The sequence below is a fragment of the Leptolyngbya sp. 7M genome (genome assembly GCF_018128485.1).
The window spans coordinates 791,772-811,320 of sequence record NZ_CP070897.1 but is presented as its reverse complement, the minus strand read 5'-3'; the positions used below and the strand labels follow the sequence as shown (position 1 = coordinate 811,320).

The window sequence follows — 19,549 nt, the reverse complement described above, 5'->3', positions numbered from 1 at the left end:
CCTATGCGCTCACTAATAACATTCTCGATCATTCTCTTAGCGGCAATGACCGTGACGTCACAATCGGCCATTCGCCGTGTGGATTTTAAGAACTTCACCTATCCGGCTACGTGCGCAAGCGACGAATCAGAGAACGTTACGGTCGAGGACGGCGAATATTCTTATGAGAAAGAAGAGGACGGTTATGTGGACCGCTTTTATTTCAAGGTTTATGCCCCAGAATACGGTGATCTGACGGGCGATGGTGTGGAAGAAGCCGTAATCATTGCCGTCTGCAATACGGGCGGAACAGGAAATTTCACCGAAGGCTATGTTTTTGGTGTGCGAAATGGCAAGCCTGAACTGATCGCTCGATTTCCTGGCGGCGATAGAGCGAACGGGGGACTGAGGTCGGCTAAGGTCGTAAACCGCCAACTTGTGATCGAGAGTAACGATACCGGAGAGTGGGGTGGAGCCTGCTGTCCTGAATATATAGTCACTTCCAAATATAGGCTTTCGGGAAAGAATTTGATCAGGATCGGCATTCCATCACGCCGCGAGATCTATCCGGTAGAACGCGTAACATTCGCCCGCGGAACCTCCGGAAAGACCTTCACTGTAACTATCCCGGGCGATGAAGGCAAACGCTTCGTAGTTGGCGCGCGAGCCGGACAGGAACTTGTTGTTTCAGTAAGTTCAGACGACGCCTCATTGATGCTCCTAGATGATGCCAGTGTAACGCACGGTATAAACAACTTTCTGGCCAGGCTAACAAAGAACGGGGATCACACTATCCAAGTACAGAACAACACTGATAAACCGCTTACGATAACGGTCAATATCCGGATCCAGTAGCCTTAATAGAAAGCTCGAGAATCGATAATACAACGGCCCAGACCGCGAGAGCATTACGGTCTGGGCCCAACTTGAATAGTCTCCCTGCAAATCCCACAACACTTACTTCAACTACCTAGAACATGGCATAGCAAGATGTGGTCATTGAAAATTCTTAAAAGAGCTATTCAATCCTAACAATGTCTGTTCCGGTTCGGCCAAAGGTTTCCGGATGATACATCTCCTCAGCCTTAGCGGGCGGGACAACGAATTGCCCGGGCGTGGTCGCACGCGCAACATATATATAGTTGTAAACGCCTTCCCAGAGAAGAGAAGCAAACGCTTCGGCTCGCTCGTCGCGGAAATTTTGATGTTCGAACCAATATTGCCGCCACCAGATATAGTTCCTTCCGATCGAAGGAGCCCCGACCTCAACTACACCGGTAGTGCCGCCGGCGTCAGGCGGGACCGCTTCTGTTACTGCAAGAGCAGGATTAAGTATCTCAAGCCCTGCAGGCAGGTTGTCGACAAGTGCAACGTGATAGCGTCGTGCCTGTGCGATCATTGTTAACCTTACACGGACTCGTGCCCCGGACTTTATCGTCCAGCTCCCGTCTGAATTCTGTTTTACATCATCAGCATTGTCCACGGCCTCATATTTCCTAAGCACCGTAAAACCGTAATCAGCCGGCTGAAGCTTTAGATCCTTAGGCGCATATTTCATACCTATCCGATAATAGAGCCGACCTGGTCCTTGTTTATCGATGATCAGATTCGATGTCCCGCCCTGTTCGACCAGGTATGACATAGGTATTGTCAGCTCATTTGAATCAACAGACCTGCCCTTGAATAACTGCTCTCCGGCATACGTCCCACCTAGCCAGACCTTTGCAACAAAATCCGGTGTTACCTTTTCAAATGTGTTGAAATACTTGTCCAGAGCGAGAAGTATGAACACGTTTTCCTGAGTCGAACCCCAATGCCCCTTCTTTCTATGTGCAAGAAGCCCACGAACAAGCTTCGGCACGAGGTCTTCAGATGCCGCAGACATACTTCCCTTGCCGATCGTCTTGATCAATGCTTCTAAGAGAACGCCATCAGCACGTCGATTCGAATGCATTATCAACCAACCGCCGTCGGCATAGTTCGTAACAAAATTAGCATGTGCCGCCGTCTCGGCAGTTCGATTCATAAGGAAACGGACGATCTGCTTGACTTCCTCGACGGACCCCGTGTCGTCCGCAAGAACCGAAAGCACCCAGCCGAGAGCTTCGAAATTTATCTTCTCGATCGTTGCTTCGGCAAGCAGCTTTTTGGCCTTTCCGGCGTCCCGATCGCCGACAAGATTCCGGACATAAAGAGCGTAAGCGGAGATGGTCCAACGAACCTGCGGAGAGCTCATATACCACTGATCGCGCAGTTTGCTTTCTATGTCCTTAAGATATGGCCTTGTCCGGTTAAGCATCTCATCCGGCACCTTGTAACCTTTAGCTTTCGCAAGTCCGAGTGCGTGAGCCACATGGATCGTCAGGAACGGATATTCATAGCGCTCGCGGTCACGTTTCCAAAGTCCGAAACTTCCGTCGTTACGCTGACGTGACTGCAGAACCTGAATATCACGTGCGAATTGAGACTCAATTTCTTGCGGCGTTGGCATATCTTTGGCCTTGAATGCCATGAGAACATCGCGCAATGCGGCTGTAGAGATCATTCGCGAAGAGATCTGCTCGGAACATGCATACGGATATCGAGCAAGATAGATGTATGCATCGGTCAGCTCTTGGAGCTGGGTCGAGCTGGTTGTCACTTCTAAACCGCCGAAGTCTTTCCAGACCTCACCCGGAGTTTGAACGGGCTGAAAGATAGCTCCATTTGCATCGGTGGAACCATAAGTCGCGAATGCCTCGGTCGTTGTGGGAGTCCACACGGGCAATGATATTTCCGCAGCGTCCGAATGCTTTCCGGAACTTACAGCGAATTGGAATCTCGCCGTTCCGGCTTTTTCCGTCGATACCGGGAAGCGGACCTCTTCACGGCTATTCGCCTTGACCAAAACACGCTTGCCGCTGCTGCCGGACAATACGGCATTGGAGGCTCGTATGCCGATATCTACGGCCATATCCTGGTCGGTCTGATTCTGAACAACTACGGGAAGTTCGATCTTGTCACCAAAGTTCATGAACCGTGGAGCCGAGGGGCGAACCATGAGCGGCTTTTTGGCTGTGATGTTTGATTCGGTCTTGCCGAACCGTTTACCCTGATCGACCGAAACAGCAGTTATCCTGTATCTAGTTAAATTGTCGGGTAACTTCAGGTCAACTATCGCTCTTCCGCTTGCGTCTGTTCGCACAGAAGGTGACCAAAACGCAAGAGCGTCAAAATTCTGCCTAAGTTCTATCGGCGTATCACCAGTTCGAGCATCTTCTGATGAGGCCGCGTCCATCATTGCCTCGCGTGCCATTTCAGATCGAATCATTTTTGCTGGCGCGGCTGTAGGAAGAGCGCGGCCCTCTCCTGCGCCTGAAGCATATGCAACATCCCCAACTGGCGGAGGCGGCTTTACGTCTTCCGGGTTTGCGAGAAGCACATCCTTCCGCAAATGATAATCGGTCACCCCAGAACCCCGACCGGAATAGAACACCGCTGCGGGATCAGAGATGCTGTAGTTGGACAAAGCAAGCACACTTTCATCCACGACAACTATTGCCACTTCGCTGTTGGCTACTGGTTCTCCCCGATGATCAGCAACATTGACCGAGACCTTGGTAGTGCCGCCCGGAGCAAGCGTTGCATCCTGAGGCTCTGCCGTTACCGAAAGTTTTCGCGACGCGGTAGAAACAGGAAGATTCATCGATCCGGTGGCGAAGGCAGGACGCATCAGGGGCTTGTCCGCGTTCGGTCCAGTTTTCGTTTTGCCGTCAGTTCCTACTTCAGGCAACCGCTCCGATCGCCCGACAAGATCAACCTGAGCATGTATGTTCGGCAAATATTTCTCATCGATCGGAATCTTCAGGGTAATTGACGAATCCTTCATCGAAAAGCGCTCCGTCTTTACAATACCGTCCCTGCGAAGCGTCAAGATCCCTTCCGCCGGAGTGAATGGTGCAATAACAAGAAGCTCTGCTACCTCACCCGGCTCGTAATTCTCCTTGCTGGGTATGATCTGTACCTGTTCTTGCTCTACATTTCGGTTTGGTGCGGTCTTCCCGCCAGGCACCCATACGGTAAATTCGCTTTCATTAAACCTCTCGCGGTCATCCATCACGGTTGCAGTAACGATATAACGTCCACCGGCCTTTGCATTAAAAAGGCATTTCGCGACCTTCTTTGTAGAGGGCTCTGCGTCATTTGACCTTACGGTACACATCTGTTCATCGACCGTAACCTCTTTCCACGAACCTTCATCAAATCTCCAATCTTTAAGGACCGCTTTGATCTCAACTTCCCGTCCGGCGACGAGCTTGCCATCGATGTCAGTTACGATAGTTTCAACATCAAATGTCGCGCCCTTTTGCACGAACGTCCGAGGCGTTCTAATACCGACATACAGATCGGCCGGATGTACCAAAAGGCTTGTCCTTCCGGCAAAGGTCTGGCGGTTCACATCTTGAACGGATGCAGAGGCAGAGACGGAATAGGGTCTTGGCGGACGAACCGATTCGAAATCTATCTTCAGCAGATGCTTGCCACTATCATCTGTAACGCCTTTGAAGTATTGCGTCGTACTCGGTGCAGAGGGCCCGCCGTAATAATTCCAGCCGCGCCACCAAGGAACCCATGTTCCAAAAATAAACTCGCTTCGATTTGGTGGTGTATAAGTTGTCGGTGTCGCGGTAACCGTCCAATTTGTTTCGGCATTTGCAAGCCCGCCACCGGAATAATATTTTGCCTCTACCGAAAGATCTGCTTTGCCTCCCACAAAATGCGGAGATTCGCTCTCTACGCGAGCCGAAACCTCGAATTCGGGCCGTCGAAATTCCTGTATCTGGAACTGATGTGTAAAGTTCTCACCTAAGAGCGAGGTCTTGGTCGATATAAACACGTTTGCATAGCCTAGATTGACGTTATCCGGCAGCTTGAATTTGAAGTCGAAAGCTCCAAAGGCATTAAGGTCTGCCGTTCCTTTCGCTATCTCATTATTGCGTGGGTCACGAGCAGTCCACGTAATACCTGCTGCAGCATCACCGAGAGGTTCTATATCGCCTAGTTTGCCTGCGGTCTGTCTTCGGATGTAGCCCTTTATTGATACCTCTTCTTTGGGCTTGTACATTTTTCGATCATCAAACACGAACCAACGCAAGCTATCTGATTGGGCCTTTTTGTGCCATGTACCGTAGTCCCTCCAAAAATAATCTGAATCCTCTGGCAAGAAAGCGATGTCCCGTCCGCGACGAGCTATCAGAATGTTTTGGCCTTTATCGGAGGCCTTCTCCGATAACTTCAGCCGAAGGACACCATTTGCTCCGGTTTGTTTTGACTGCGCGGGTTCGACACTCTCCATCTCAACTCGAGATCCATCGGAGCCAACAGAATAGGTATGCGCGTCCGCGCTTCCCCAGCCGGAAATCCAATTCCAAACGGCCCCAAAGAAGCTGGTACCTGTTTCGCCGGTGTTAGATGAACGTTCAGCAGCAACGCCGTCGTTGGGGTAGATAGACAACTCGACGCCGGAAAGCGGCTTTCCAGTCGCAAGTTCCGTCGCAAATCCGACAAGTTCCTCGTTGTCCACAAACGCATCAAGACCGATGTCGGTTGATTGAACCCAAGTTACGATGCGTGTCCGGTCGTACTTATCCCGGCGTACCACAGGCTCAATGTCGAGCACGACATTTCCATAGCCGCCATTCAATGCAGCAGCCAGATCTATGCGCGTTTCTACTAATTCGTCTGCGATATTCTTGATCGGGATAACCGAATCGGATATCAGCGTTCCCGGCATTGCAGGACGGCTGCCGTCTTCATAATTCAGATAACGAACAAATTTCTGATAGGCATTCCAGTCCTGCGGCCGTACGCGGTACATCCGTACTTTTGCGTTGGAATGGTTTGTCGAGTAAATGGAAAATGCAGGCTTTGCAGTTGGATCCATTACGGTCATAGATCCGCCTTGCGAATACATCTGGGAATCGGCCGAACCAGTCCTTATTGTTGCGTTCACCGGGCGGCCAAGCGTCTGCCCAAAAACGTCTGGTAAGGAACCATCGATCGTGATCTTGTATGTCGTCCTTCCTTTTTTTACTCCCTGAATGTAAATGTAATTTCCTGAAGGATATATGTTTGCCCCGTCTATTGCTGGCTCTATCTTTAACATCTCCTTTTTGAACGCGGAGCTATCAATTGAATTAGAGAACTGGATCATTACCTGATCGAACGGTGAGCATTCTTTATCAGTGCGCCAACCGCACTTTGCATCTATAAACCGCATTTGCCCATACGTTTGAAAGCTGAATGTTTGGGCTTCCGTGGTCTTCAAAGGTCCCTCGGCAGAGGCTGTTCCTTTTTCGATCGTAACTGTTATCTGCGACGCACCAGGCAATGCGTCGTCAGTTTGTCCGTCTTTTGTGATAGCTCGAAAAGCCATCCAACGTCCCGGCTGAGCCTGTTTCGAGTAATACGAAATGCTTCCGTCACGATCTATCTCATCTTGAGTCGCTAGGCGGACAGGTATCTTCGCATTTCCTGACCGGACAGTGATCGAGGAGATGACCGAATTGGGATCGATCGCCTGATCGAACGCAACAAATATCAAGGTGTCGCGTCGCGTGGTTTGTCCGCTGCTCGGGAACATCTGAATGGCTTTTGGCGGCGGTGTAGAAAATCTCCATACAAAATCACGCTGAAGTGCCGAACCTGTGACCGAACGCGTTCCGGCAGGCACTCTAGCAACAAATTCCGTCGCCATAGGAAAGCGTTTGTCCGTATCGAACATCAATGTCCGAGTGCCAAGCCATCGCCAACGTCCATCAACTTGTGGACTGAGTTCAACCGGAACCGTTTTCGCGGCTTCTTCCTGCGAGGTTACAGCCACCATCGGATGGGAGAACGTAATATTTAAGTCCGGAGCCAGGTCAACACGCCCTTCAGGCGAGTATCTGACAACCTCTAAAGACGTTTTGGTACCACCCGTGTCCGGCAATTGCCTTTGTTCATCCGCCGGGAATTTGACCGGTATTTTTTCTCCTGTTTTGGGGGCAGGAAGCGTTCCGATACGCTTTGCGAATTCTGCCCGGTCATCCGGATCGGTTTTGATCGCCGGAAGCCGTCCCAGTAGTTTACCGGCTTCACCGTCGGAAAGCGGATCAGTTGAAGCAGGAGGCTGGACTACGCGCGTACCCGCATTGGGGTCGCCCTCGCTGAGTGTGAACTTTAGACCTGAAGGAAGATACTGCATTCTTTTCTCCAACGTTTTGGCGATGATCTGCGCGTTCACATTGATCGTGAACGGCACGACCATCGACCATATGATCGAGGTTGTAATAATGCCTGAAATTAAAACTCGCATTCTGAATTTGTTCCTCACAAAGAGATCTGTGGAATATAGGCAACATTGCAAATACCGGCTCGCTAATGTCCGAAGTGAATGATAAAGCATTTCCAAGCACTTGCCATTCTATCCACGTGCCATCTTTTGAACGGGCATGTCCAATAGTTCTTGCAATGGTAGCCCCCCTAACCCTGTAAGCACTTTTTTTTCAGTTCACTAAGGCACCTATATCATCCAAGATCCGCCAAGTTCGTTCCGACTGTCGAGGGATCGAACAAACAATTGCGCTTTCCAATGTAAATTCGGACATTTATTGATATACTTGACGGCGGAACTTGCAACTTGCGGCCATTGCCTGTCGTAGAGAGAATGGCGAGATGCCGTTTTAACACAAGAGTTTAGGAGCGTAGATAAAAATGGGATTGTGGGCAAGGATAACGAGGGTATTTCGGGCGAGTACCGGCGCGGCACTCGATAAGATCGAAAACCCTGAACTTGTATTACAGCAGACAATTCGTGATATGCGCGATCGCGTGCCGGAACTCAACAATTCCGTAGCACAAGTAATGGCCACAGAGCGATTGCTGAAGAAGAATCATGAGAATCTTGAACGTCAGGTCGTCGAGCTGGACTCCAAGATCAAGGCTGCCGTAAAAATGGGCCGCGACGACATCGCGACAGCATACATCGGACAATTGCAGCAAGCACAGCTCGACCGTGAACGCACAGCCGCACAGCTTGAGCACGCGGAACTTGCATCGAAGCAGGCTCTGAAGGCACGTGATAATTACGTGCTTAATATGAAAAAGCGAACTGCCGAAGCGATGCAGCTTATTTCCGCCGCAAAACAGGCAAAATTGCAGGAACAGCTTGCGCAGACCATGGAAGCATTCAATATTGGCGACGATGCTTCTACCTTCAATGAAATGCGCGAGAAGATCGATCGCCGGGTTGCTGCTGCTGAAGCAAAACTTCAACTTGGTGCGGCTTCGGTAGATAATCAGATGGCTGACATTGAACGTGAGGCCATGGACATCCAGCTTCAGGATAAACTTCTCGAATATAAGGCACAGATGGGCCTGTTAGGAGCAGGCTCAGGTAACGAATCAAACAAGCAGATCGGCTCCGGAAGCGAGAAGAAGGGTGAAGAGGAGTTATTGGACCAAGTCATTGAGGCTGAGGTCAAGGAAGCGAATCAGTAAAGCGATCTGCTTCATATTTTCGAACGCGGGTTCGACTTAGAGCATCTATTTGTTTATGGCAGATCTGGCTAAGTACCAGCAAAACCTGGATAAATTTAATACTAGCTACGCCAAAGAGGCGATCAAGGAACCGATGAATTTCTGGGGCCTTGCGGGTTTTGCTGTGGCCGCGGCCTATACGGGAAGCGTGATCCCTCTGTTGATCGCATTGATCGCTGAGATGGCGTATATACTGATAGTCCCAAACCTGCCGCAGTATAGAAGACTTGTTCAGGCCCGTGAAAAAGAGCGAATAATGCTGGCAAACAAGTCGGCTCGCGAAAAACTGATCAAGACCTTTACCCCGCGCGAACGGGAAGCTGTCGAATACCTTCGCTGGCTCAAAGAAAAGATACAGGATAATTACAAGAAATTCACTGGAGCCGCTCAATTGCCAACCAATCTGCGGACGCTGGATCAGCGCTGGGAGGATTTTGTCGATCTGCTGGATGTCTATCGTCGCAGAAAGCAGCATTTAAAATCGATCAACCGGCAGGCCGTACACAACCAGCTTTCGCAGGCATATCGCGCCGCGGAGAGCGCCACTGACGAAAAGACGAAGCGGATCCAACAGACTAATGTTGAGATACTCAAACGCCGCATTGCATCCTTTGACGAGATCGAGCGGAGCGTAAAGCTCGTTGAGGGTCAGTTGCAGTCGATCGAGAACTTCTTCAGCTACCTAAACGATGAGATCGTTACGATGTCAACGCCCGAGAAATTCTCACTTCTTGACTTTGAACAGCTTTCCGATTCGATCGCGATGACAAAGCAGATGCTTGATGCCACCGCAGACGATGTTGGTCTTTTGGACAGTTATAACCGCGAAATGGGTAATTACGAGCTGCTTCCGGAAGGCAACCGTTCCTGATCACCGCTCGAATCCTTCGATCATAACCTCATTCTGTGTGGCCATCGGAGCAACAACATCTACTTGCTGCATTGGACGTGTTGATGTATCGTCAAGATCGCTGATAGCAAGTGCAAGATTTGTCGCATTTGAAGCGTATGCCATGCCGGTTTCGCGCGTAATGAGACCTTCTCGGATATATCGTTCTAACACTTTGTCAAAGGTCTGCATTCCGTCAAGCGTTCCATCGTTCATCGCATCTGTGATCGAACGCCCATCCTTTTCACCTTTCTCGATATATTCTCTAGTACGGGAATTTCGCCAACGTAGCGAAGAGCACGGAATTCGACTATCGGCTGGAACCACTTGTTCACCGGGAAATCAGCACCGAGAGCGAACATTGCTTCGTCGCCGCGATCAAGCATCGTGAAAGTGCCGCCAGGAACGTCCATCTTGGAGCTTGCGTTGTAGTGATAGCCTACGTTAGCCGAAAGATTCATCCAGGGTTTGATGCGAGCATCGGCAAAGAATGTCAGACCGAAATCACCGCGATTGCCTCCGGGGCTTGCTCCGCGCTGCATCTGGTTAAATCCGCGGAAGCTGTCTCCAGTATCCTGATACCAGCGATAGTAACCGACAAGACCCGCACCGACCGGATTCTGATTGCTTGTCCAACGCCATTTGAAGCCTGCGGTGTACGTGCTGAAGGCTGATTCGCCATAGGTTCTGTTAATGAACGGAGCGTCGGCGAGATAGGACGGAGCTAATGTAAATACTCCAGGGGCCGTTCCGGCCGGATTGCCTGCCTGATTGAGCAGCGGAACCGTTGTCAAAACAACGCCGGGAAGAATGCTGCCATAAACAGAGCCGATCCCGGGGAATGAGTCTGCACTAGCACCGCCAGAGCCAAGGGGCGGCCCTAGCAATGCGTTAGTGTTAGCCGGGAAGCCGAACAGCGGTCCGGAGAAGAACGGCGGAAGCAAGCCGTATGTTCCGGCGTTACCGCCGATATACGGGAACTGCACGAACGGAGCTCCTGCCGGTCGGAAGATCGCCTGTCCAGACAAGGGGCCGACACCCGGTCCGCGCGGAGCCAAAACTATTGCCGGCGGACTTGTATTTACATTACCGATCTGAAGCCTGGAGTTAGGCAAATAAAATGAAGATAAGTTCCTTGGCGAATTTACTTTTACGCCTCGGTAGGCATCTGTGTTAAAGAAAAGCTCAAAACGATTGTTAAGACCCACCTGGAAACTTACCGGAACTTCGTTTATGTCAACATCGCCTGGATCGCGATCGTAGTTGCTCCAGGCAGCGCTGAAAGTGTATTCCCCTCGTCGCAGCGTGGTGCCGTCATAAACGGTGAAAAGCCCGGTTGGCCCACCCATTGTGCCTCCGGTACCGACTGTTGGTGCCGTGTTCCTGTTGTCCTTGTCAGACCTCTTGTCCGGATCGATCTGTTGCGCAAATGCCGCAAAAGCGAACGTCAAAAGGGCAAGTGAAACAACTAACACTCTATTAGCGAGTTTCATCATAATCCTCCGCCGAAAAAAATAATTAAGATTCAAATTGTAGCCTCAAAAAACGAAAGAGCAACAGTTTCGTTATAGCTACACAATATCACACACGCTGCCGTTAAAGCCAAATTGCTCTGCCTGAAAAGCTTAGCAGACCGCGAAAATGATACAAGCCTCTACTGTAATGATCAGAGATGATCGACCAAAAGCCGTTAAGGTCTCTTAGCAGCGCATGATCTCTCCAGAAATCGAAAATAACCCAACTTTACCCGAAAAGCAAGTATTTTTAATGAATTACACGCAATTTTGTTTTATGCGTAAATGCCTCTCATGCGGGTATCGTAGGCTACACGATCGATCGCAAGCATGTACGCCGCAGTCCGTGTATCCACTTGATGCTTGTCCGCATAGTGAGCAAGTTCGTTGAAGCTTGCCACCATTTTCTCTTCAAGCCGTTGGTTTACCTGAGATTCCGGCCAGAAGTATCCCATCCTGTCCTGGACCCATTCAAAATAAGAAACCGTTACGCCGCCAGCATTTGCCAGGATGTCCGGTATGACGAATATCCCTTTGTCGTGCAATATCTTATCGGCTTTTGGCGTGGTCGGCCCGTTAGCTCCTTCGGCGAGTATCTTGCACTTGATGCGGTCAGCGTTCTCGGAAGTGATCTGGTTCTCAGTAGCACAGGGGGCAAGAACATCGCATTCCAGTTCGAGGAGCTCTTTGTTCCCGACCGGTTCGGCCTCCGGGTATCCCTCAAGCGTTTTATTATCACGCAGATACCGCATAACCTCAGGAATGTTTAGACCGTTCGAATTATGGATGCCTCCGAAAATGTCTGAAATGGCCACGATCTTATAGCCTTGATCGTACATTAGCTCTGCGCCGATGCCGCCAACGTTGCCAGATCCCTGCACCACAACACTCGTATCCTGGGGTTTGAGATTAAAGCGCTTGATCGCTTCATTGACCGTAAACATCACACCTCGACCGGTCGCTTCACGCCGGCCAAGCGAACCGCCGAGTGCAACAGGTTTTCCAGTAACGACGGCCGTAACTGTGTGACGAGCATGCATTGAGTATGTATCCATTATCCATGCCATCGTTTGCTCGTTCGTGTTCATATCCGGAGCCGGTACGTCCTTGTCAGGACCGATAAAATCGATCAGCTCGGCTGTGTAGCGGCGGGTCAAACGCTCTAATTCGCCTTCGGACATCTGGGCCGGATTGCAGATTATGCCGCCCTTGCCTCCGCCGAAGGGCACGTTAACAACCGCGCATTTCCATGTCATCCATGCTGAGAGAGCCTTTACCTCGTCCAGCGTTACGTCTGGTGCATACCGAATGCCGCCTTTTGCCGGGCCGCGGGCAAAATTATGCTGGACCCTGAAACCTTCGAACACCTGAATATGACCGGTGTCCATTTTTACTGGTATGTAAACCTTTATCTCTCGGCTCGGAACACGCATCACCGCATATAGATCTGGGTCGAGTCCTAGTAACTGTGCAGCACGGTCAAAACGTTCGCTCATTGCCTCAAAGGGATTCTTTTCATCGCTGCCTTTGAAGCGGCGCATCTCATCTGCCATCGGGTTTGCCATTACGAATTTCCTTCTCCAATATTTTCTTGCTGGTTACTTATGATGTCTTATTTTTTACGTGAACTTAGTGTGAACGCTAGAACACGCGGCCCGGTTGGGCAATCATAAACTTGAAATCTTAACGTAGCGAAAATCCGAAAGGCAAACGATTGCTGTCGAAATCCATTCTTTTACAAAAAATCTGGTAATTGGGCGTTTCTGATGCTAAAATCAGCGATATTCAGCCTTTCGATGAAGTTCTCAATTCGGCATTCAATCGCTAGTTCGATCCGGCGAATAAGGGTCGAAGCAATCGTAAGCACAGTCGCGGTGTTGTTTGCAGCGGCAGCCTTTGCCACGCCGGTTAATTGCCAGGATGGCGATGAAACTGAGCGTGCGATTGCCATTTTCAATCGCGGTCAGGACGCACACGAAAAAGGTGATCTAACGTCCGCTATCTCTTTATATAAAGAAGCTCTTGAACTGATCGAAGAATTTCCCGAGGCCGAGTACCAGCTTGCAGTTGCATACAGGCAGTCGGGAGATCGCACACTTGCTGAGCGTTCGTTCAGGCGTGCGATAGAGTTTCGCGACTCCTGGTCTCTTGCGTATGCCGGGCTCGGTTCACTTCTCCTGGACAAAGGTGAATTTGAGGAAGCTCGGTCAGTTCTAGCGAAAGCGATCGAGCTGGATGAGCAGAACATCCCCGCGATAGCCGCCTTCGCCGAACTGCTTATCCGTAGCAATGCCCCGAAAGAGAAGCTCCGTAGTCATTTGGATGTCGTTTCAACCTTTGCTTCAAAGGCGAGGCCGCCTGTGTCCATTTGGATCGCACGCGGTCTTTTGCAAACTGCTCTTGGCGAAAAAGCCGAAGCCAGTTTCACCCGTGCATTAGAGCTTGATCCGAACAATATTACGGCACTTAAAGAGCTTTCCCTTATCGCCCTTTCTCGAAATGACGTTGTTTCAGCATCAGCTTATGTAAGAAAGATTGAATCTCTTGGGCCAGTCGATCACGATTTGCGACTGCTCAAGGCAAAGATTTTGATCGCGGAGGGAAAGACCATAGAGGCCCGTCGGCTACTTTCAGAGGTACCCGATCCAAGTAGTGAGATCACGGTGTTGTTATCCGCGATCGATGCAGCCACTGCGACTGACGTTGCCGAATTAGAAAAACGGCTCGTGGTTGATCCAGTTGACATTGCAGCACTTTCTCGACTTTGTGTGCTTTATCGAAGGGACAACCCGTCCAAGGCATTGCTATATTGCCGCCGTGCATCTGAGGCGGAGCCCGATAACATCGATCACGCGATCGGCTACGGAGCTGCATTAGTTCAGGCAAAGGAATATGCAGGAGCGTCTGACCTGCTGAAAAAGTTAAAAAGTTTTGCTCCGGAGAACGCAACTATTCGGGCAAACCTTGCAACGGCACTTTTTGAATCGGGGAGGCTTACTGAAGCGAAAGACGAATATAAATGGCTTACGGAAAAGCAGCCGGAAAAAGCTGTAGCATTTTATTTTCTGGCTGTCGTGTATGACCGACTTGGCGAGTATCTTGATGCCGTGGCAAATTACCAGCAGTTTCTGAAGATCGCGGACCCGGCGGTCAATCAATTGGAAATAGACAAAGTGAATCTGCGGATGACTACTATACAGAAGCAGATCAAAGACAAAAAGGGGAAATAGAAAGATGAAAAGGAGCGTTTTGGGAGCAGTGTTGTCGGGGAATTATTTCTTTGATGCATCGCGATCAAAACGCTTGGTCGCTATCGTGCCGGTAGTGTTTGTGCTGGTTCATACCGTTGCCGCTCAAGCGACGGACCGATATGACCCAACGGACGCTCCGCCTCCTATGAAAATCATTTCTGACGCGGAGCGAAAGCAACTAGATTCTACTCGCGATGTAAAGAAACGCACCTCGCTGGCGTTAGAATTAATGGAGACGCGCCTTAAAGCCGCAGCAGAAAAGAATGCCGCTGATGATTTCAAATCAATGTTCGAAGATCTTGGTGCTTTCCACGCTCTTATGGATGACACACTCGCTTTTCTTGATAGATCCTCAAGCAACAGAAAGGCGATCCTAAATAATTTCAAGCGATTTGAGATAGGATTAAGACGGCTTGCCCCACAATTGGAACTGCTGAGACGTGAAGTACCCCCGGAGCGAGAGCGCTATATTTATTATCTAGGAAAAGATCTTCGCGAAGCCCGAGCAAAGGCGGTCGAGCCGATGTTCTCTGATACTGTTGTTCCAGGTGCTCGCCGCCAGCAACAGGATGAGCCATAACCGCATCTAACAGGCTTCGGACACTCACAATATGATCTTCCGTGCACTAATTTTATCGCTTGCCGCACTACTAATTTTTGTTGCGGATGCACACTCACAGCGTCGCGACTATATGACCGATGAGGAGATCGAGCTAGTTCGCGACGCACAGGACATCGATCTACGTATTACGTTACTTACAAGGATGATCGACCGCCGATTTAACGCCATAGGAATTGAGACTGGTGGCTGGAAACCTAAGGAAAAGGAACTGGATAAATGGGGAGAGCTTCCCACGACAGACAGAGTTAGGGCGTTCTCTGATATTCGCAGCATTTTACAAAAAGCCGCAGATGATATTGACGACATTGCCGGGAGGAATGAGATCACCCAAGCACAAAATAAAGTTGAGGGTAAGTTGTTCCCCAAAGCGGTTCGGGCACTTGCGGCCGCTGCGGAGCGGTATCTTCCTCACCTTATAAAAGCTGAGACATCTGCTGAAACTATGTCGGAACGTGGGAACCTTCAAACAGCTATCGAACTATGTGAAGCTATAATCGAATCAGTTGCTAAACTAAAATCAGAATCTAGAAAGTAGTAGTTTCACCCTCCAGCTTTACTGAAAAAAATTCTTTTCCGAGCTTAATCTGCTGCGATTTCCGTCTCTTCTGTCGGTATGGGCCGACGCCGAAAGATGCTGAAAATATAAAACAGCACGCCGTGGGCGACATAAAGGCCTGAAAGGATCAACAGTACATATTGTGAATAGAGCCAAATAAGCATCCCAATCGCCGCGATCAGAAGCACTATGTAAAGATTTCGACGCCCGCTTCCCGCAGTCTTGAAACTCGTGTACCTGAGCGTACTTACCATCAGAAGACCGAGAGCCGCGATCAATATCATCAAAAGGTAACTGTAGAATCTGGCAAAACCTTCACCATACGAACTCAGTGGCATCGGTGCAAAATGTACCGTCGAAGCCAAAAGACCGGCCGCCGGCGGCATCGGCAGCCCGACAAAATTCTTCTTGTCAAGCTTCGGTGTACCTTCTTTGATCACACGCGGGCGGGTCGCCTGAATATTGAAGCGCGCAAGTCGAAACGCTCCGCACATCAGGTACATAAACAAAAGAAAAACCGCTAAAGCGTGTTCGCTGCTTTTTTCATTGAATGAGGCTCCGAAAGCCCAACTGTAGATCAACGCGATGGGGGCAATACCAAATGTAAGCACATCGGCAAGCGAATCAAATTGAACACCGATCTCCGTTGTCGTGCGTGTCATTCGAGCTACGCGTCCGTCAAGCGTGTCAAATAGTATGGCAAGCCCGATGGCTATCGCAGCGTAATTGAAGTAGCTTGCGGCAGCAGCGGCATCCGTTACAGCGATCTGAAATCCGCGGATCGAATAAAGAACCGCCAAAAACCCCATCGCGATATTGGCAGCAGTAAACGCGGTCGGGATCACGTAAAGTCCTTTTCGTAAACCGCGATGAGCTGGTTTGTTATCCTTGATATCCATCAATTCCAATTCTACGGGCTAGTAGCGGAGACATTGTCAGTTGCTCTTGTATTGAACCGCGCAATGATGGTCTCGCCACCGCGAACTCTGTCGCCAACCTCTACAAGCACATCAGCTCCGGCCGGTATCAAAAGGTCGGTTCGCGAACTGAATTTTATCAATCCAAATCGCTGACCGCGTTTTACCTCATCTCCTTCTTTCGACCAGCACACGATCCGACGGGCCAGAATTCCGGCGATCTGAGTGCAGACGACCGTGCCTTCTCCGCCAGCTATCGTAAGTGAATTGCGCTCATTCGACAAACTCGCCGAATCGTTCGTTGCAGGAGCCTTGCGTCCCGGAATATATTCTTGCTTGGTTATCTTGCCCGCGATCGGGGATCGGTTTATGTGGACATCCAAAGGGGAAAGGAAAACGCTTACCGTGGTTCCGCGTTCATCGGCTTCGATCCGAGTTATTCGCCCATCTGCCGCGGAAACTACAATACCCGGGGAGTCCGGAACCACACGTTCGGGATCTCGGAAAAAGTACGCCATGAACGCCGCAACAGCTGCCAGTATCAGTGCTATCGCCCAAAGGCCGAAATATGCAAGTAAAAGCGCGATGACCGCAGGTACCAAAACAAATGGAAGTCCTTCTTTAGCCATAAGAATTTGCGATCAAGGCACAATTGAACCTACAAATTGCCTACTTCCAAGCCTTGTCGCTGTATCAGTAAGTTTATCTGAATAATCAACCTCAACAAAGGAGATACTTGCGGCTGGCGGGAAATACAAAGTTAGCCTTATTGGTTTCGCAAAAAATCCGGTGCGTTTCCACACCGGAAAAGAGGAGGATCGTATGAAGAAAAAACCAGGTTTTCACCTGACCGGATTATCCTTTGCGTAACTATATGCGCACCATGCCGAAATTAGGTGGACCACACATCCCAGCAGTCCAGCAGAGCCGATCCAGGATACACCGGTTAACAACAACCAGATAATGCCGATAATAACTCTTCCGTTATAGATCTGCCCGACACCCGGAATCAATAAACTTAATAGCCCTGCAATAAATGGATCGCGCATAGCTTTCAAAGCACCTCCGATATTTCTATTACGACGGAATTAAAGAAAGGTTCCGGGAATTTAATGACCGATCAATTCGTGGACGGTAATGTGTAGCAAAAAGAACAATCCGACCCCGGCAAAGACCGAAAGTGATACGAACGGACGCTTACCCCCGTGGTGGTTAACCTCAGGTATTAGGTCGCTCGCGGCGACATAAAGTGTGATGCCACAAGCTACGGGGAGTGCGTAGGCGACTGAAAGTCCGAGCCTCGTCCCCGCGAAATGGTAAAGAAGAACTCCGAATAAGGTTGTAATTCCCACAAGTGAAGTGGCGATCAGAACCTCCCGCCGACCTTTGCCGGCCGCAAGCATCATTGAACCGATAGTAAAGCCTTCCGGGAATTTATGTAGAAAGACCGCGACAAAAACCAGCAAGCCTACCCGATAATCTATCTGCGACGCGGCGGCAATGGAAACCCCGTCGAAGAATGTGTGCATCAGTAATCCGCCGACACCGGCAAAAGCCGAACGCGGGCTTAGAACATTATCGGGGTGGACTTCTTCGCCGAGATGGAAATGTGGGGCAATGGTATGTTCAAAGAACTGAGTCAAAAGATATCCGCCAAGCAAAAGCAGCATCGGAATGTAAAGGTTAGAATGGAAGAATTCCCCCTCGGTCTTCCATAGCTCCACCGTCCGCGGGATAAGTTCGATCAAAGCAACGGAGATCATAAAGCCCGCACCTACCGCTAACAGATACTTTAGTAAGCCACGGTATTGTCCATGGAGCCGCGAAGGTAAAAGCACCAGGCCACCAAGCACATTGGCTGCGGCTGCCAGCAAACCGAAGATCACGAGCTGATGAAATCCTGTTTCCATCTGAAAACAATCTTACAACTCTACAGAAAATCTGTAATAAGTAAAGTGGAGGAAGACATAAAGGGGTTCGAGGGGTAAGAGGGTAAAATCTTAAGCAGTTGATTAAAATTTCACAATTTTTTGTATTGACAACCAAAAGAGAATCGACGTATTATTCATTCTGCGGTCGGTCAATTGCTAAGTTGGGTCACTTTTGGAAGTTCAGGCCGCAAAATAGTCGCTTAAGACATTAAGCACAGCCTCATAAGCAAAATTCGTTAAAAGTCAGAAATGACACCGGCGCCCATTACGGTCGCCACGGGGCCTTTTTGCGGCCGGGGCCGGAAGTGTGCTCGTTGATAGAGCAGAGTTTTGTATGTCCGAATCTGATCCTAACGCTCTTTGACTTAACTAAGAAGATGTCAGACATCGCACACATCACGGTGCTAAGAGATGAAGTTGCTGAACTCCTTGTTACCGGTGAGATCAAAGTAATCGTGGATGCGACTCTTGGATTCGGAGGACACACCGAAGCGATCTCTGAAAGAGTACCAACCGCCACGATCATCGGCATTGATCAAGATCCTGTTGCACTTGAGGCAGCAAAGAAGAGGCTTGAGGTTAAAGGGATCCTGATCATCGCACGGCAGGGAAATTTCAGTGACATTGCTCGAATGGTGAATGAAGTCGGATTCAATAATGTGGATGGGATAGTTGCTGATCTTGGGGTCTCTTCAATGCAGATCGACAGCACCGAGCGCGGATTTAGTTTTCGCTTTGATTCGCCGCTTGATATGAGAATGGATCCTGGATCATCACGTCCGACAGCAGCAGAACTTCTGGCAGAACTAAACGCGGACGAGATCGCCGACATCCTTTACCAATTCGGTGAAGAGCGGGCAAGTCGCAAGATCGCACGTCGGATAGTTGCTGAAAGAGAAGCTGGCAGGCCTATCAAGACGACGTTCGAACTTAAACGGATCGTCGAATCCTGTGTGAGAGTTGGACGAAAAGACGCCATCCATCCGGCGACGCGAACATTTCAGGCACTTCGGATCGCGGTGAATGACGAGCTGGGAGCATTGTCGGAGTTCATTGAAAGTTCGGTTGAATTACTGAATCGAGGCGGAAGGCTCGTGATCATTAGCTTTCACTCGCTCGAGGATCGGATCGTCAAACGGGCATTTCAAAAGCTCTCGGGAAAATGTCTGTGTCCGCCCAAGATGCCGAAGTGTTTGTGTGGTGCGGTCACTAAAGTCAGGGTAATAACAAAGAAACCGATCGTCCCGGGTGAGGGTGAACTAAATAAAAACCCACGAGCTCGAAGCGCGAAGTTAAGAGCTATCGAAAAGATCTAATTGCGAGGGAGTCTA

At 49.8% G+C, this 19,549-nt stretch carries 15 protein-coding genes; 7 read left to right on the top strand and 8 right to left on the bottom strand.

Translation table 11 applies throughout. The features are described from left to right. Positions 1-3: 3 nt before the first annotated feature. Positions 4-834: a hypothetical protein gene (locus JVX88_RS03800; protein ID WP_211625895.1), complete on the top strand. Its 831-nt coding sequence runs from the start codon at positions 4-6 to the stop codon at positions 832-834. 163 nt (positions 835-997) lie between these two features. On the opposite strand, the gene JVX88_RS03795 is transcribed toward JVX88_RS03800, so the two are convergent. Continuing rightward, a complete protein-coding gene (locus JVX88_RS03795; RefSeq protein WP_211625893.1) occupies positions 998-7,315 on the bottom strand; it encodes an alpha-2-macroglobulin family protein in 6,318 nt (2,105 codons plus the stop codon). Positions 7,316-7,713: 398 nt separating this feature from the next. Between JVX88_RS03795 and JVX88_RS03790 the strand changes: the two genes are divergently transcribed. Further along, the gene (locus JVX88_RS03790; protein ID WP_211625891.1) at positions 7,714-8,499 is read left to right on the top strand and encodes a PspA/IM30 family protein; all 786 of its coding nucleotides are present in this window, start codon (positions 7,714-7,716) and stop codon (positions 8,497-8,499) included. Between the two features lie 55 nt (positions 8,500-8,554). Then, positions 8,555-9,409: a hypothetical protein gene (locus tag JVX88_RS03785; RefSeq protein ID WP_211625888.1), complete on the top strand. Its 855-nt coding sequence runs from the start codon at positions 8,555-8,557 to the stop codon at positions 9,407-9,409. On the opposite strand, the gene JVX88_RS03780 is transcribed toward JVX88_RS03785, so the two are convergent. The 3 genes from JVX88_RS03780 to JVX88_RS03770 form a co-directional block, all read right to left on the bottom strand. Beyond that, positions 9,410-9,643 carry a hypothetical protein gene (locus JVX88_RS03780; protein ID WP_211625886.1) on the bottom strand — a complete coding sequence of 78 codons (234 nt, stop codon included), beginning with the start codon at positions 9,641-9,643 and terminating at the stop codon, positions 9,410-9,412. It lies immediately after the preceding gene. Continuing rightward, positions 9,640-10,923, bottom strand: coding sequence for a hypothetical protein (locus tag JVX88_RS03775; RefSeq protein ID WP_211625884.1), 1,284 nt, complete (start codon positions 10,921-10,923; stop codon positions 9,640-9,642). Before JVX88_RS03775 ends, JVX88_RS03780 begins: the two co-directional genes overlap by 4 nt. A 293-nt stretch (positions 10,924-11,216) precedes the next feature. Continuing rightward, complete coding sequence (locus JVX88_RS03770) at positions 11,217-12,506, bottom strand: Glu/Leu/Phe/Val family dehydrogenase (protein WP_211625882.1); 1,290 nt, start codon at positions 12,504-12,506, stop codon at positions 11,217-11,219. A gap of 231 nt (positions 12,507-12,737) precedes the next feature. On the opposite strand from JVX88_RS03770, the gene JVX88_RS03765 reads away from it, so the two are divergent. Genes JVX88_RS03765 through JVX88_RS03755 form a run of 3 tightly spaced genes read left to right on the top strand, consistent with a single transcriptional unit; the run spans position 12,738 to position 15,349 of the window. Then, positions 12,738-14,171, top strand: coding sequence for a tetratricopeptide repeat protein (locus JVX88_RS03765; protein WP_211625880.1), 1,434 nt, complete (start codon positions 12,738-12,740; stop codon positions 14,169-14,171). A 4-nt stretch (positions 14,172-14,175) separates the two neighbouring features. After that, positions 14,176-14,772 carry a hypothetical protein gene (locus JVX88_RS03760; RefSeq protein WP_211625878.1) on the top strand — a complete coding sequence of 199 codons (597 nt, stop codon included), beginning with the start codon at positions 14,176-14,178 and terminating at the stop codon, positions 14,770-14,772. 31 nt (positions 14,773-14,803) lie between these two features. After that, entirely contained in the window at positions 14,804-15,349 is a 546-nt protein-coding gene (locus JVX88_RS03755; protein WP_211625876.1) for a hypothetical protein, read from the top strand. 44 nt (positions 15,350-15,393) lie between these two features. On the opposite strand, the gene JVX88_RS03750 is transcribed toward JVX88_RS03755, so the two are convergent. From JVX88_RS03750 to JVX88_RS03735, 4 genes are all read right to left on the bottom strand, one after another. Beyond that, positions 15,394-16,269 (bottom strand): CDP-alcohol phosphatidyltransferase family protein, encoded by an 876-nt coding sequence (locus JVX88_RS03750; protein WP_211625874.1) that lies wholly within the window; start codon positions 16,267-16,269, stop codon positions 15,394-15,396. 11 nt (positions 16,270-16,280) lie between these two features. Further along, the gene (locus JVX88_RS03745) at positions 16,281-16,916 is read right to left on the bottom strand and encodes a phosphatidylserine decarboxylase (protein WP_211625872.1); all 636 of its coding nucleotides are present in this window, start codon (positions 16,914-16,916) and stop codon (positions 16,281-16,283) included. 213 nt (positions 16,917-17,129) lie between these two features. Next, the gene (locus JVX88_RS03740) at positions 17,130-17,336 is read right to left on the bottom strand and encodes a hypothetical protein (RefSeq protein ID WP_211625871.1); all 207 of its coding nucleotides are present in this window, start codon (positions 17,334-17,336) and stop codon (positions 17,130-17,132) included. Positions 17,337-17,396: 60 nt separating this feature from the next. Further along, positions 17,397-18,197 carry a ZIP family metal transporter gene (locus JVX88_RS03735; protein ID WP_211625869.1) on the bottom strand — a complete coding sequence of 267 codons (801 nt, stop codon included), beginning with the start codon at positions 18,195-18,197 and terminating at the stop codon, positions 17,397-17,399. A 398-nt stretch (positions 18,198-18,595) separates the two neighbouring features. Here JVX88_RS03735 and rsmH point away from each other — a divergent pair, with 398 nt between their 5' ends. Further along, positions 18,596-19,534, top strand: a complete 939-nt coding sequence (gene rsmH / locus JVX88_RS03730; protein ID WP_211625867.1) for a 16S rRNA (cytosine(1402)-N(4))-methyltransferase RsmH — start codon at positions 18,596-18,598, stop codon at positions 19,532-19,534. Positions 19,535-19,549 lie beyond the last annotated feature (15 nt).